Here is a 12,797-nt window from a genome sequence, read left to right as displayed (position 1 = left end):
TTCAGCACCGTCTTCATTCTTTACCCCGCAGGAAACGCACTCTTCACCCAGGATCGAACAAGGAGGCAGTAGATGGCAGGCGAGACCACCATTACGGTCATCGGTAACCTCACCAATGACCCGGAATTGCGGTTCACACCGTCAGGTTCGGCAGTAGCGAACTTCACCATCGCTTCCACCCCCCGCACCTTTGATCGCCAGTCCAACGAGTGGAAGGACGGGGAAACCCTGTTCCTCCGCGCTGCCGTATGGCGTGAAGCAGCCGAGAACGTCGCCGAATCCCTGACCAAGGGCATGCGCGTCATCGTGACCGGCCGCCTGAAGAGCCGTTCCTACGAAACAAAAGAAGGCGAAAAGCGCACCGTTATCGAGCTTGAGGTCGACGAAATCGGCCCCAGCCTGCGCTACGCCAATGCCAAGGTCAACCGCACCCAGCGCTCCGGCGGACAGGGTGGCGGCGGCTTCGGCGGCCGCAACAGCGGCGGTGGCTTCGGAGGAGGCAACTCTGGTGGAAATCAGGGCGGCAACTCCGGTGGAGGTTGGGGCGGCGGCAACCAGCAGGCTGCACAGGACGATCCCTGGGCTACGCCCGGTGTCTCCAACGCAGGCGGCTGGGGCAACGGCCCCGATTCCGAACCTCCCTTCTAAAACCCAAATAACGGCCCGGCGCCGGGACTGCCCGGGTGCGCCACGCACCCAAGGCACTGCCGCCGTCGGACCACCACCATCCCGTGGATCAATATCCACGGGCTCCCTAGAATAGGAGCTCCACGATGGCTAAGGCTGAACTCCGTAAGCCCAAACCAAAGTCCAACCCCTTGAAGGCCGCTGACATCACTGTCATCGACTACAAGGACGTAGCATTGCTGCGCAAGTTCATCTCCGACCGCGGAAAGATCCGCGCCCGTCGCGTCACTGGCGTCACGGTGCAGGAACAGCGCAAGATCGCCCAGGCAATCAAGAACGCCCGCGAAGTTGCTCTGCTGCCTTACTCCGGCGCTGGCCGCGGCTAAGGAAGGGATTAACTAACATGGCAAAGCTCATTCTGACCCACGAAGTCACCGGTCTCGGTGCTGCCGGCGATGTTGTCGAGGTCAAGGACGGTTACGCACGTAACTACCTGCTGCCCCGCAACTTCGCCCTGACCTGGTCGAAGGGTGGCGAGAAGCAGGTTGAGTCCATCAAGGCTGCCCGCGCCGCCCGCGAGCACGCTTCCCTGGAAGATGCTCAGAAGCAGGCCGCTGCACTGTCCGCCAAGCCGGTCAAGCTGGTCGTCAAGGCCGGCGAGTCCGGCCGTCTGTTCGGCACCGTCAAGCAGGGCGACGTCGCCGACGCTGTTGAGGCCGCTGGCCTTGGCAAGATCGACAAGCGCAAGGTTGAACTGCCCGCACACATCAAGTCGGTCGGTTCCTACCAGGCCAACGTCCGCCTCCACGCTGACGTTGCCGCTGTGATCGAACTGGACGTGGTGGCAGGAAAGTAATTTCCCCACTCCACGTCACGACCCCCGTCGCCGGACTCCGGCGGCGGGGGTCTTTCGTTTGTGCGGTGGTAGCCTGCTCCGGTGAACCCGAACCCCCGCCCCCGCCCCTTCCACCAAGTGGATGTTTTCGCCGGACTGGCCTACCGTGGCAACCCGCTCGCCGTCGTGCTTGATGCCCAAGGCCTGGACGCGGCGACCATGCAGCATTTCGCCAACTGGACCAACCTCTCGGAAACCACCTTCCTGTTGCCTCCCCGGGATCCCCGCGCCGATTACCGGGTCAGGATTTTCACCGGGAGCGAGGAGTTCCCGTTTGCGGGCCACCCGACTCTGGGCTCTGCCCATACCTGGCTGGAAAGCGGAGGGGTGCCGAAGTCCGACGGCTGCGTGGTGCAGGAATGCGCGGCGGGGCTTGTCCGGATCAAGCGCGACGGCGGGAGGCTGGCTTTCGCCGCGCCGCCCCTGACGCGATCCGGCCCCGTGGAGGAGCCCGTCCGCCGGCAGCTGGCAGCGGCGCTGCGGGTGGCCCCCGGCGACATCGTCGACGCGTGCTGGCTGGTGAACGGGCCGGAATGGATCGGTGTCCTGCTGCAGTCCGCCGGGCAGGTGCTGGCCCTGGAACCGGACCACGCAGCCATGGGCGACCTGAAGATCGGCGTCATAGGGCCGCATGCTCCCGGCACCGGCGCCGACTTTGAGGTGCGCACGTTCCTGCCCGGTGACGCGATGGCGGAGGACCCCGTCACCGGCAGCTTCAATGCCGGTGCAGCCCAATGGCTGATGGGAACCGGCAGGGCGCCGGAGCAGTACGTGGCTTCGCAGGGGACCGTGCTGGGCCGGGCCGGGCGCATCCATGTGAGCGCTGAGGGCGGGGACATCTGGGTGGGCGGCGAATCGACCACGTGCATCCAGGGAACCGTCCTGCTCTGATCAGGGTCCCGCAGAACCTCCGGGAATACTCCGCCACCTGCGGCAGTTCAACGGTATAGATGCAAACGCATGTATGATGATTTGAACGAGCACCAGGAGAATGCCATGGAAACCCGCCGCATCACAGTCCTCTCCGCAGGACTTGGCGTCCCCTCATCGAGCCGGCTGCTGGCCGACCAGCTTTCAGCGGCTGCTGCGAGGCAGCTTGAGGCAGGCGGCTACCAGGTGGCCGTGGACGTCGTCGAGCTCCGCGACCTTGCGGTGGACATCGCCAACAACTTCGTCACCGGCTACGCCGCCCCGAGGCTGGCGGACGTCATCGCGGGTGTGGAGGCATCGGACGGAATCATCGCCGTGACCCCGGTCTTCAGCGCCTCCTACAGTGGTCTCTTCAAGTCCTTCATCGACGTCCTGGATCCCAAGTCGCTGGATGGCAAGGCCGTCCTGCTGGGTGCCACCGGTGGAACGGACCGGCACCAGATGGTCCTGGACTACGCTCTTCGGCCCCTGTTCAGCTACCTTCGGACGATCATTGCGGCCACCGGCGTCTTCGCTGGGCCCCAGGACTGGGGAACCGCCGAGGAAGGCGGGGCATCCCTCGCGGACCGGATCGAACGTGCTGCCGGGGAGTTCACCCGCCTGCTGGAGGGGCTTCAGCCGGGCCGGAAGTCCGCCCCGCTGGAATCCCTCCCGTTCGAGCAGTTGCTGGCCGGTATTTCCGGATCCCGCTAGTCGTCCAGCAGGGCGATGAATTCCCGTGCCTGCTTGAGCGAGATATCGGAGTGCCGCGTCAGCGCCGTGGCCGCCGCCTCGGTGTCGCCGCTCCGGGCCAGCGTGCGGATCCTTCCGTAGATCTCGTCATTGAGCATGTTGCTGCTGACTTCCCGGGTCACGTCGCCTTTGCTGGCGATCGCCCGGTAGCGGTACGGGAACCGCTGCGGCTCGTCGTCGTCCTCTTCGATGACCGGTGCGGGCTCCTTGCCCACGTAGGGCTGGGGGTGGGCCGCCAACGCGCCCACCGCATCGCGTGAGGCCCGCAGCCCTTCACCGGTGACCTCGTAGTAGAGCTTGATGGCGGCCATGGCCTGGCCCTGTGCGATCAGGGCGTAGATCCGCCGGTGCTGTTCCTCCGTCAGGCGCCCGGCAGCTGTCCGGGCCAGTTCCTGGGGTGTGGCGGCGGGCTGGGACGGGGCGGCGCCGCGCGCTGCTTTGCGCCTGCGGGCGGCGCTGTATGCCACCAGGACCCCCGCAATCACCGCGAGCAGGATGAGGACCGGGGCCACAAGGGATTCCATTTTCATGAGCCGTTCTTTGTACTTCCTGGCCGTTGCCAGGTGAGGTTGCTTTGCTGGCCGGCCGCCCGGATATATTCCTGCTGCTGGTTGTGCTGCTGGGCGTTCTGGCTGGGGTGGGTAGCCGCCGCCAGGCGGGCCCTGGCAGCGGTGGCAGCCTGGACCTGGGCTGCGTAATGGCGTGCCGAGCGCTCGGCAAGCTCGCGCTGGTATTTGTCGGCTTCCGACGTTCCCGCATCACGTGGCCGCAGTGCGGTGGCAATGCCCCAGATGAGCGCCACTAAAGCTATCGCCGGCAACAGCACCAGCAGGAGATCGCCCATACGTAGAGCTTAATCCAGATTGGGTTTATCCACAGCAATATTCACGTGTGCGCATACAGGGCCGGGCGCGTGGCAGTCAAACTTCCGGTACGGAATATGAGGAGCACCACGGGCCTGCGGAGAGGGACGCTCCGGGGACCCTGCAGCCCTCCTGCCGCTGCACATCCCCTTCAGCGCCTGTGGATGAAATTCCTTGGAGGAAATATTTACTCCACAAGCAAGCCCTCCTGTTTCTGCAGGTCAGAGGCTGAAAGTGGGCCAAAAAAGTTTTGTGTCCACAGAGTTCCCCACAGGCTGTGCACAAGCTATGCCGCATACTGCACAGGTTATCCACAGGGCCTGCGGCATGCTGGCTTTGCGGGTGGCGCCGTGGCGGCTAGCGTAGCGGGGTACCTGTTCTCCACAGTCGAAACAGGGTCCCCTTGTTCGGTTTTCGGGGCTCTTCGCGCCGCCTCCCACGTCTCTCTGTGGAAAAGCTGTGGATATTGGGGATAACTCCGGCCCGGAGCTGGTTTCCGGACCCCGGAGCTTGATTGTCAGGGCCTGCGGGTAGACCTGGATGGGTGGCGGATCCGGTTGTCGGAGGCCGTGAACAGGATGGACCACCGGGCCGCACGCCCGGTACAAATGGAGGACGGCAGCTTTGTCAATCGCGCATCTGGACCCTGTTGAGGCAACCCGTGGATCGGACGCGAGCCGGAAGCCGCCGCAGGACATCGCCGCCGAACAGTCGGTTCTTGGCGGCATGATGCTGTCCAAGGACGCCATCGCGGATGTTGTTGAAATCCTCCGCGGCCAGGACTTCTACCGCCCGGCGCACGAGACCATCTACGAGGCCATTATCGACCTCTATGGCCGCGGGGAGCCCGCGGACGCGGTTACGGTATCCGATGAACTGACCAAGCGTGCCGAGATCAACAGGATCGGCGGCCCTGCCTACCTGCACGAGCTCATCCAGACCGTGCCTACTGCAGCCAACGCCGGCTACTACGCCGAGATCGTCGCTGAACGTGCGGTGCTTCGCCGCCTGGTGAACGCCGGCACCAAGATCGTCCAGCTGGGCTACGGCTCCGACGGCGAGGTGGAGGACCTGGTCAACCAGGCCCAGGCGGAGGTTTACGCCGTGGCTGAACGCCGCACCGCGGAGGACTACGTGGTGCTGAAGGACGTCATGGAGTCCACGGTGGACGAAATTGAGGCGTCCGGCCACCGCGGGGAGGGCATGACCGGTGTCCCTACCGGGTTCTACGAACTCGACGAGCTGACCCACGGACTCCACCCCGGACAGATGATCGTCATCGCCGCACGCCCCGCCGTTGGTAAGTCAACGTTCGCCCTGGACTTCGCCCGGTCTGCGGCCATCAAGAACAACCTCTCCACGGTCATGTTCTCCCTGGAAATGGGCCGGAACGAGATCGCCATGCGCCTTTTGTCCGCCGAAGCCACCATTGGGCTCCAGGACCTCCGCAAGGGAACCATCAAGGACGAGCAGTGGTCCAAGATTGCCACCACCATGGGCCGAATGAACGATGCCCCGCTGTTCATCGATGACAGCCCCAACATGTCCCTGATGGAAATCCGGGCCAAGTGCCGCCGCCTGAAGCAGCAGCATGACCTCAAGCTGGTTATTCTCGACTACCTGCAGCTCATGAGCTCGGGTAAGAAGGTGGAGTCCCGCCAGCAGGAAGTTTCCGAGTTCTCGCGTGCGCTGAAGCTCCTCGCCAAGGAACTCCAGGTTCCCGTGATCGCCCTGTCCCAGCTGAACCGTGGATCGGAACAGCGCCAGGACAAGCGCCCCATGGTGTCGGACCTCCGTGAGTCCGGTTCCATCGAGCAGGATGCCGACATGGTCATCCTGCTCCACCGCGAAGACGTGTATGACAAGGAATCACCCCGCGCCGGGGAGGCGGACATCCTGGTGGCCAAGCACCGTAACGGCCCCACCAAGGACATCGTGGTGGCGTTCCAGGGCCACTACTCCCGCTTTGCCAACATGGCGGGCGACGCCGGCGGTGGCGGCGGCTTCTAGGAGCCTTCGCTCCCGGTGCGGGAGGCGGCGCTGCCGGCAGGTCCCGCTGCGGCGAGAAGATGGTTCGGCAGGCGGTTCCCCGGGGCCGTACCCCGGATCTCGAGGAGTTCGCGGGCGTGGGCGTGGAGCCGCTTGTCTTCCTCGCTGACCGGCACCCATGCCGGGACGGGCACTGAGTTGCCTTCGTCGTCGCGCGCCACCATCACGGTGAGGCAATAGGTGGTGAGGTTCAACTCCCGGCCCTTTGGATCGCCGGAACGGACGTGGACCGCGATGTGCATGCCCTTGGTCCCCGTGTAGACCAGCCTCGCCTCCACCTCCACAACATGGCCAATCAGCAGGGGCCGGTAGAAGCGCACGCCGCCGGAGAAGACCGCCACGGTGTCCCGGCCGCAGTACCGGGACGCGCAGACGTACGCGGCTTCGTCGATCCACTTCATAACGATGCCGCCGTGCACCTTGCCGCCCCAGTTCACATCGGTAGGGGCGGCCATGAAGCGCAGCGTTACGCGTTCGGCCGTACCGGCGTCCGTATATTCCTGCCGGTTCATGGCTTCCACAATCTGCTCGCGGACCTTGATCCGGGCCAGTGCGTGGTCGCGTTGTTCGATCTCGGCAGGGGTGGCGGGTTCGAACTGCTGCACCGGGATGGGCTTGCCGTCCGCCCCGACCGCCACGAAGATCACCATGCACTGGCTGCGCATTGTGGCCGGCCCGCCTTTCGGATCCCCGGAAGAGACCACCGTGTGGATGTGCATGGAGGACCGGCCCGTATAGACGATGGTCGCTTCCACCTCCACCATGTCCCCGCTGTTGACGGGGTCGGCGAAGTGGATGTTTCCCACGTAGGCAGTCACGCAGTAGGACTTGGCCCATCCCACCGCTGCGGCGTAGGCGGCCTTGTCCACCCACTCGAGCACCGTGCCGGCATCCACCGAGCCGCTGTGCCCCACGTCGGTGGGAGCGGCGAGGAAGCGGAGGGTTACGGAGTTGGGACGGCCGGACTCAGTCATGCTGCGATCCTACTGGCGGCCCCGGTTACCGGCCGGTTGGCGCTGCAACAAAGCCAAGGCGCAGCTTAAAAGTCCGACGGCGGCAGGGCACCGTGGGTGCCTTGCCGCCGTCGTTCGGTCATGCAGGAGCCGTTAGGCGAGGACCGCCAGGCGGGACTCCGGGCGGCGGCCGAAGAGGGCGCGGTCCAGGGAAAGCCTGCCGGCTCCGGTGAGGGCCAGGGCGAAGGATGCCGCAGCCAGAAGCAGCACGAGTTCGTAGCCTCCGTTTGCCGCGAACACGCCGGCAGGCGCGTGCACCAGGAACAGGGCGCCCAGCATGTCCAGGACGAGGAGGGCGGCCACCACGCGGGTGAGGATCCCCAGGATCAGGGCAATACCGCCGGCAAGTTCCAGGACCGCAATGGCGGGCGCCATGACGTCGGCGGCCGGAACGCCCATCTTGGCGAAGGAAGCCTGGGTGCCGGCGATGGTCCATTCGTTGAACTTCTGCCAGCCGTGGGCTGCGAAGAGAAAACCAAGGATGATGCGGAGGGCGGCAAGGGCAGTAGTGGTCAGTGCTTGCTTGTTCATGCCTTCCACTGTTCCCGATATATAGTTGAAGTGTCAACTAAGTTGCCCTGGTTGTGGGATTTGTCATGCCGGAGGCGGTCCGGCCGGCAGGCGCGGTTAAGCTGGCAGCGTGCCCCAACAACCTGCCCTTGCCGCCGCGGCCGGCACCCGGGCCCCCGCCCGCGAAATTCTCCGCCTCGCCGTCCCTGCCTTCGGGGCGCTGGTGGCTGAACCCCTTTTCCTGCTGGCGGACTCTGCCATCGTGGGGCATCTCGGCGTCGCCCAGCTCGCGGGGGTGGGGCTGGCATCGGCCGTGCTGCAGACCGCCGTCGGACTAATGGTCTTCCTGGCCTACTCCACGACACCCGCCGTGGCCCGCGCCATCGGCGAAGGGCAGCTGGGCAAGGCGCTGGCCGCGGGGCGCGACGGCGTGTGGCTGGCAGCCCTCCTCGGCGTACTGCTGGCGGTGGCCGGGTTCGCCGCGGCCGAACCGCTCATCGACCTGCTGGGCGCGGAGGGCAGTGCCCGCACGTTTGCCGTCGACTATTTCCGCTGGTCCATGCCGGGCCTGGTGGCGATGCTGCTGATCTTCGCCGGCACCGGCGTGCTGCGGGGGCTGCAGGACACCCGGACTCCGCTGGTGGTGGCGACGGCCGGATTCGGCGTGAACATTGTGTTGAACCTGTGGCTGGTCTATGGCCTGGGCTTGTCCGTGGCAGGCTCGGCGATCGGCACCAGCGTGGCCCAGTGGGCCATGGCCGCGGTCTATGTGGTGATGGTGCGCCGGAACGCCGTCCGCCACGGCGTAAGCCTGCTGCCCAGCTGGCGGGGGATCCGCAGCATGACCCGCGTCGGATCCTGGCTCATGCTGCGCACGCTCAGCCTGCGGGCAGCCATCCTGGCCACGGTGCTGGTGGTGACGGCCCAGGGTGAGGTCAACCTCGCCGCCCACCAGCTGGCCATGACCATTTTTTCCTTCCTGGCGTTCGCCCTGGATGCCCTGGCCATCGCCGCGCAGGCGCTCATCGGGAAGGAGCTGGGTGCTTCGAATGCCGGCAGGGCCAGGCTTCTGACCGGCACCATGATCAGATGGGGCGCGGGGTTCGGCGTGGTGACCGGCCTGCTGCTGGCCGTGGTTGCCCCTTGGGCAGGAGCCCTGTTCACCCCGGATCCCCAGGTGCAGTCGGCGCTCACGGTCGCCCTCTGGGTCCTGGCTGCCGGGCAGCCCATCGCGGGTTACGTCTTCGTCCTGGACGGGGTGCTGATCGGCGCGGGCGACGCCCGGTACCTCGCCCTCGCCGGGCTGGTGAACATCGCCATCTACGTGCCGCTGCTGGCCTGGGTGGCATTCTCCGGTGCCACCGGCGCCGCAGGGCTGGGCTGGCTGTGGGCCGCCTTTGGTGTGGGATACATGGCCGCGCGGGCACTCACGCTGGGCGTGCGCGCCCGGTCCGACCGTTGGATGGTCCTGGGCTCCTTCTGAATCGAGTGCAGGCAAAGTGTGCGCAGTGCCGGTTCGCCCTTCCGGCAGCCCCCACTAAACTGGACCGGTGACGCAACCATCCACCCCTGCGGGCGCTGCCCCGGGAACTGCCCCCCGTAATGACCTTTGGAAGCCGGTCCTGCTGCGCTCGGCTGCTGCCCTGGCATTCGGTGCCGTGACGGTGTTTTGGACTTCGCCTTCCGTGGAGGTCATGGGCTGGGCCGGCGGCCTGTATCTCCTGGCCACGGGCGTGGTTTCCCTCCGCGCCATCCCTGCCGCGGGGATTGCCCCGAAGTCGCTCTCCGGCAAGCTGCTTTCCGCCGCCGGCGCCGTCCTGGCCGGCGCGGGCTTTGCGGTGCTCCTGCTGCACAGCGACCTGCTGTTCGGGGTGATTGCCGCCCTGGGCCTGGGGGTGGCCGGTGTCCTCGAGCTGGCCTGCGGCCTGCAGCACCGGGGCCGCCACGTCCTGGCGCGCGACTGGATAGCGTCCGGGATCATCGGGATTGGAACAGCGGTGCTGCTGCCGTTCTTCATCAACCTCGGCGCCCACGCCCTGCTGGGCGTGGCCGGTGGAGGGGCGATTATTTCCGGGGTCCTGTGGGTGCTGTCCGGCCTGACCCTGCGGCACGATGCCCGGGGCGGCGCAGGAAAGCCGTAAACTAGGAGGAGCGCCCTTCTACTTTCTGTAGAAAATTGGGTGCGAAACCGCAATTCGTACACCAGGCCGGCCGTGCGCCGCCTGCAGGGAGGAACCACCGTGGCTGACCAGCATCAAGGAAAACCGCGCAAGCTGCGGACCTCGGTGAAGGGGCCGCTGATGTTTTCGGCCTTCTGGGCCGTCGTCGCCTTCGTTGCAGTGTTGATCTTCGCCTCCGGGGGAAGCGCCCGGGCGCCCCGCTTTGACCTCGCCTTCACGGCGGCCGGCATCGCCTTCATCGTGACCCTGGTGATCGCGGCCATGCTCTCGATGAGCTACAAGGAGAACGCCGAACACCTGGGCAAGGGTTCGGGCGTGAACCTGAGCTCGGCGCCCAAGGCATCCCCCCACGGAGGATCCGGCCACGGCTTCGGTGCTCCGGGCAGCCAGAACCCGCCGGCATCCGGTGACGGCGCCGACGGCACACCCCAGCGCTAGGGCCACACCGGCGCACAACGGAACGCTGGCAGCGCCGGCCTGCTAGTTCGCGGCCGCCTGCCTGGCCCGGTAGGCCGCAACGTGGGCCCGGTTGGCGCAGTTTCCCGTGTCGCAATACCGCTTTGACCGGTTGCGGCTCAGATCCAGCACGGCGGCATCGCAGTCGTCGGATTCGCAGGTGCGCAGCCGCTCCATCTCCTTGCCGCGGATTACGTCTGCCAGCGCCATGGCTGCCTCGGTACTCATCCGGTCCGCCAGGGGAGCCTCCGGTGCCGTCGCGTGCAGATGCCAGTCCCAGCCGTCGTGCTTCATCAGCTGAGGCAGTGCGTTCGCGTCCCGCAGGAGCCGGTTGACTGTGTCAACGGCGGCATCCTCATCTGCTGTCCACACCGCCGCCAGTTCACGGCGCAGCTGCCGCACACTTTCCAATTCCGCGGCATCCCGGGCGCGTCCCCCGGAAAACCCCTCAGCGGCCAGGAAGGCATCCAGGTCCGCAACGGAGGCCAGACTTTCCCTGCCATTCGCGGACGTGTTGATGAGGTTTACCACCGTCCGCAGGGCCACCTCAGTGTCAGGGGCGAAAACCATGTTGACTCCTTACAGCACGCGGGCGTAGTGTCATGGGCATTACCCCACTTTACTCCTGACAGGAGGCGACGTTGCCTGCCGCCAACAACCACACCCCCACCGCGGAACTTCCCGCCGGGCGGCCCGGCTTCCTGGCCTCCGGAATTGGGACCGCGCTCTTCTCTTCCGCAGTCTTTGGCCTGTCCGGATCGTTCGCCAAGTCACTGCTGGAAACCGGCTGGTCGCCGGGGGCGGCCGTCACCGCCCGCCTGACGGGTGCCGCCCTGATCCTCGCCCTGCCCGCCGCCTGGGCGCTTAGGGGCCGCTGGCACCAGCTGCGCGACAACTGGCTCACCATCATGCTGTTCGGGCTCATCGGGGTCGCGGCCTGCCAGCTGTTCTACTTCAACGCAGTGGCACGGTTGTCCGTGGGAGTGGCACTCCTGCTGGAGTACCTTGCCCCGGTGATCATCGTCCTGTGGCTGTGGGCGGCCAGCCGCCGGCGCCCCCGGCTGCTGACCTCCGGCGGAACACTGCTGTCCCTGGCCGGGCTGGTGCTGGTCCTTGACCTCACGGGAGCGGTGAAAGTGGACCTGGTGGGCGTCCTCTGGGGCATGGCGGCGGCAGTCTGCCTGGCCATCTACTTCTTCATCACGGCCAGGGAAAACGACACCCTCCCGCCCATCGTGCTCGCATCCGGCGGTCTCCTGACGGGCGCGGCGGTCATGTGGCTCGCTGCCGCCACCGGCCTGCTGCCCATGGCGTTCAGTACCGCGGACACCACGCTTGGTCCCTGGACCACTCCCTGGTGGGTATCCCTGGCCGGGCTGGTGGTGCTCGCCACCGTACTGGCCTACACCTCGGGCATCATGGCCGCCCGGGCCCTCGGCTCCAAGGTGGCCTCCTTCGTGTCGCTCACCGAGGTCCTGTTCGCCGTGCTGTGGGCGTGGCTGCTGCTCGGGGAACTTCCCGGCGCCATCCAGCTCCTCGGCGGAGTCCTGATTGTCGGCGGAGTCATCCTGGTCCGGGTGGATGAGCTGCGGGCCCCCGCCCCCGCCGCCGCCGGAGAGCGCGCCGGGGTTCCGGCATCACCTCTGGAACACGCGAACGACGTCGAACCCGTCCCCTAGGCGGACCTGCACAGCCAGGCGCCGCCGTCGGACGCCACAAAAGATGCAACAAAAAAGGGCAGGGACACCGGTTGGTGTCCCTGCCCCCGCCAGCGGCGGTAAGCCTAGTGGGAGGCCTGGCTCTGCTCTTCAGCGTTGCGCTTGGCCTGCGAGCCGGCTTCCTTCAGTGCCTCGGCAACCTTCGTGAGCATCGCGGTGTGGGTACCGGACCACTCGTTGCGGAACTTGGTTGCGTCCGGGCCTTCCCAGTTGGTGCTGCTCAGAACCTTGGTGAGAGTGGACTTCTGCGTCTCGATCTCGGACGCCCCTGCCTGAAGCTTGCTGCCGAGCTGGCGAAGCTGCTCAACGTCTGCACCCCAAATAGCCATCAGTTTCTCCTTGTTAGAACGTGGATCCGAACCTGGTCGGCATCCCCCTCGGCCTCCCGGCTCATCCGGAAGATCCATTGCCTAAAACCTACCCCGGCCCGTAAAACGGTGTCGATGGGCAGCCCTGCCCATGCCGGGCTCCCCATGGACGCCGGGTGGAGACCATGAAAAAGGGGTCGATCCCAGGCGTTGGAAGAGCCTAGCATGGCGGTATGTGCCGGAATATCCGAACCCTCCACAACTTCGAGCCACACGCCACATCCGAGGAAGTGCATGCGGCCGCGCTGCAGTATGTCCGCAAAATCAGCGGCAGCACCAAGCCGTCAAAGGCCAACCAGGAGGCCTTTGACGACGCCGTGCATGAGATCGCGCACATCACGCAGCATCTGCTGGATGCGCTGGTGACGCAGGCCCCGCCCAAGGACAGGGAGGCGGAGGCGGCCAAGGCCAAGGCGCGTGCCGCGGTGCGGTACGGCGCGGCCTGAGCCCCCGCCC

At 66.3% G+C, this 12,797-nt stretch carries 17 protein-coding genes; 11 read left to right on the top strand and 6 right to left on the bottom strand.

All coding sequences use genetic code 11. From position 1 onward, the window contains the following. Positions 1 to 72 precede the first annotated feature (72 nt). The 5 genes from LDO22_RS13685 (at position 73) to LDO22_RS13665 (ending at position 3,145) form a co-directional block, all read left to right on the top strand. Positions 73 to 648, top strand: a complete 576-nt coding sequence (locus tag LDO22_RS13685) for a single-stranded DNA-binding protein (RefSeq protein ID WP_224023863.1) — start codon at positions 73 to 75, stop codon at positions 646 to 648. Between the two features lie 125 nt (positions 649 to 773). Then, the gene (gene rpsR / locus LDO22_RS13680; protein ID WP_003800144.1) at positions 774 to 1,013 is read left to right on the top strand and encodes a 30S ribosomal protein S18; all 240 of its coding nucleotides are present in this window, start codon (positions 774 to 776) and stop codon (positions 1,011 to 1,013) included. Between the two features lie 17 nt (positions 1,014 to 1,030). Next, positions 1,031 to 1,483 carry a 50S ribosomal protein L9 gene (rplI, locus tag LDO22_RS13675; RefSeq protein WP_018769834.1) on the top strand — a complete coding sequence of 151 codons (453 nt, stop codon included), beginning with the start codon at positions 1,031 to 1,033 and terminating at the stop codon, positions 1,481 to 1,483. Positions 1,484 to 1,564: 81 nt separating this feature from the next. Continuing rightward, entirely contained in the window at positions 1,565 to 2,413 is an 849-nt protein-coding gene (locus tag LDO22_RS13670; RefSeq protein ID WP_224023862.1) for a PhzF family phenazine biosynthesis protein, read from the top strand. A 105-nt stretch (positions 2,414 to 2,518) separates the two neighbouring features. Then, complete coding sequence (locus tag LDO22_RS13665) at positions 2,519 to 3,145, top strand: FMN reductase (RefSeq protein ID WP_224027242.1); 627 nt, start codon at positions 2,519 to 2,521, stop codon at positions 3,143 to 3,145. Here the strand turns inward: LDO22_RS13665 and LDO22_RS13660 are convergent. Beyond that, a complete protein-coding gene (locus tag LDO22_RS13660; protein ID WP_224027241.1) occupies positions 3,142 to 3,708 on the bottom strand; it encodes a hypothetical protein in 567 nt (188 codons plus the stop codon). The two genes, LDO22_RS13665 and LDO22_RS13660, sit on opposite strands and share 4 nt — an antisense overlap. A 2-nt stretch (positions 3,709 to 3,710) precedes the next feature. Further along, positions 3,711 to 4,028 (bottom strand): hypothetical protein, encoded by a 318-nt coding sequence (locus LDO22_RS13655; RefSeq protein WP_224023861.1) that lies wholly within the window; start codon positions 4,026 to 4,028, stop codon positions 3,711 to 3,713. A gap of 643 nt (positions 4,029 to 4,671) precedes the next feature. Here LDO22_RS13655 and dnaB point away from each other — a divergent pair. Then, positions 4,672 to 6,057, top strand: a complete 1,386-nt coding sequence (gene dnaB / locus LDO22_RS13650; RefSeq protein WP_159629496.1) for a replicative DNA helicase — start codon at positions 4,672 to 4,674, stop codon at positions 6,055 to 6,057. Here dnaB and LDO22_RS13645 read toward each other — a convergent pair. Both LDO22_RS13645 and LDO22_RS13640 read right to left on the bottom strand, forming a co-directional pair. Then, positions 6,054 to 7,070: an acyl-CoA thioesterase gene (locus LDO22_RS13645; RefSeq protein ID WP_224023860.1), complete on the bottom strand. Its 1,017-nt coding sequence runs from the start codon at positions 7,068 to 7,070 to the stop codon at positions 6,054 to 6,056. The two genes, dnaB and LDO22_RS13645, sit on opposite strands and share 4 nt — an antisense overlap. A 132-nt stretch (positions 7,071 to 7,202) precedes the next feature. After that, complete coding sequence (locus LDO22_RS13640; RefSeq protein WP_224023859.1) at positions 7,203 to 7,640, bottom strand: DoxX family protein; 438 nt, start codon at positions 7,638 to 7,640, stop codon at positions 7,203 to 7,205. Positions 7,641 to 7,749: 109 nt separating this feature from the next. Between LDO22_RS13640 and LDO22_RS13635 the strand changes: the two genes are divergently transcribed. The 3 genes from LDO22_RS13635 to LDO22_RS13625 all read left to right on the top strand — a co-directional run bounded on the left by LDO22_RS13635 (position 7,750) and on the right by LDO22_RS13625 (position 10,237). Beyond that, positions 7,750 to 9,102, top strand: coding sequence for an MATE family efflux transporter (locus tag LDO22_RS13635; protein WP_224023858.1), 1,353 nt, complete (start codon positions 7,750 to 7,752; stop codon positions 9,100 to 9,102). A 67-nt stretch (positions 9,103 to 9,169) separates the two neighbouring features. Then, complete coding sequence (locus LDO22_RS13630; protein ID WP_224023857.1) at positions 9,170 to 9,760, top strand: hypothetical protein; 591 nt, start codon at positions 9,170 to 9,172, stop codon at positions 9,758 to 9,760. Between the two features lie 99 nt (positions 9,761 to 9,859). Then, positions 9,860 to 10,237: a hypothetical protein gene (locus LDO22_RS13625; protein WP_224023856.1), complete on the top strand. Its 378-nt coding sequence runs from the start codon at positions 9,860 to 9,862 to the stop codon at positions 10,235 to 10,237. Positions 10,238 to 10,279: 42 nt separating this feature from the next. Here LDO22_RS13625 and LDO22_RS13620 read toward each other — a convergent pair whose 3' ends face one another. After that, positions 10,280 to 10,825: a CGNR zinc finger domain-containing protein gene (locus LDO22_RS13620; protein WP_224023854.1), complete on the bottom strand. Its 546-nt coding sequence runs from the start codon at positions 10,823 to 10,825 to the stop codon at positions 10,280 to 10,282. A 71-nt stretch (positions 10,826 to 10,896) separates the two neighbouring features. Between LDO22_RS13620 and LDO22_RS13615 the strand changes: the two genes are divergently transcribed. After that, a complete protein-coding gene (locus LDO22_RS13615) occupies positions 10,897 to 11,934 on the top strand; it encodes an EamA family transporter (protein ID WP_224023852.1) in 1,038 nt (345 codons plus the stop codon). Between the two features lie 104 nt (positions 11,935 to 12,038). Here LDO22_RS13615 and LDO22_RS13610 read toward each other — a convergent pair whose 3' ends face one another. Further along, positions 12,039 to 12,302, bottom strand: a complete 264-nt coding sequence (locus LDO22_RS13610; protein ID WP_110545130.1) for a WXG100 family type VII secretion target — start codon at positions 12,300 to 12,302, stop codon at positions 12,039 to 12,041. A gap of 212 nt (positions 12,303 to 12,514) precedes the next feature. Between LDO22_RS13610 and LDO22_RS13605 the strand changes: the two genes are divergently transcribed. Then, positions 12,515 to 12,787, top strand: coding sequence for a DUF2277 domain-containing protein (locus LDO22_RS13605; RefSeq protein ID WP_224023850.1), 273 nt, complete (start codon positions 12,515 to 12,517; stop codon positions 12,785 to 12,787). Positions 12,788 to 12,797: the final 10 nt, after the last annotated feature.

Source organism: Arthrobacter sp. NicSoilC5 (genome assembly GCF_019977395.1).
GTDB lineage: Bacteria > Actinomycetota > Actinomycetes > Actinomycetales > Micrococcaceae > Arthrobacter.
This window is presented reverse-complemented; position numbering and strand designations above follow the sequence as displayed.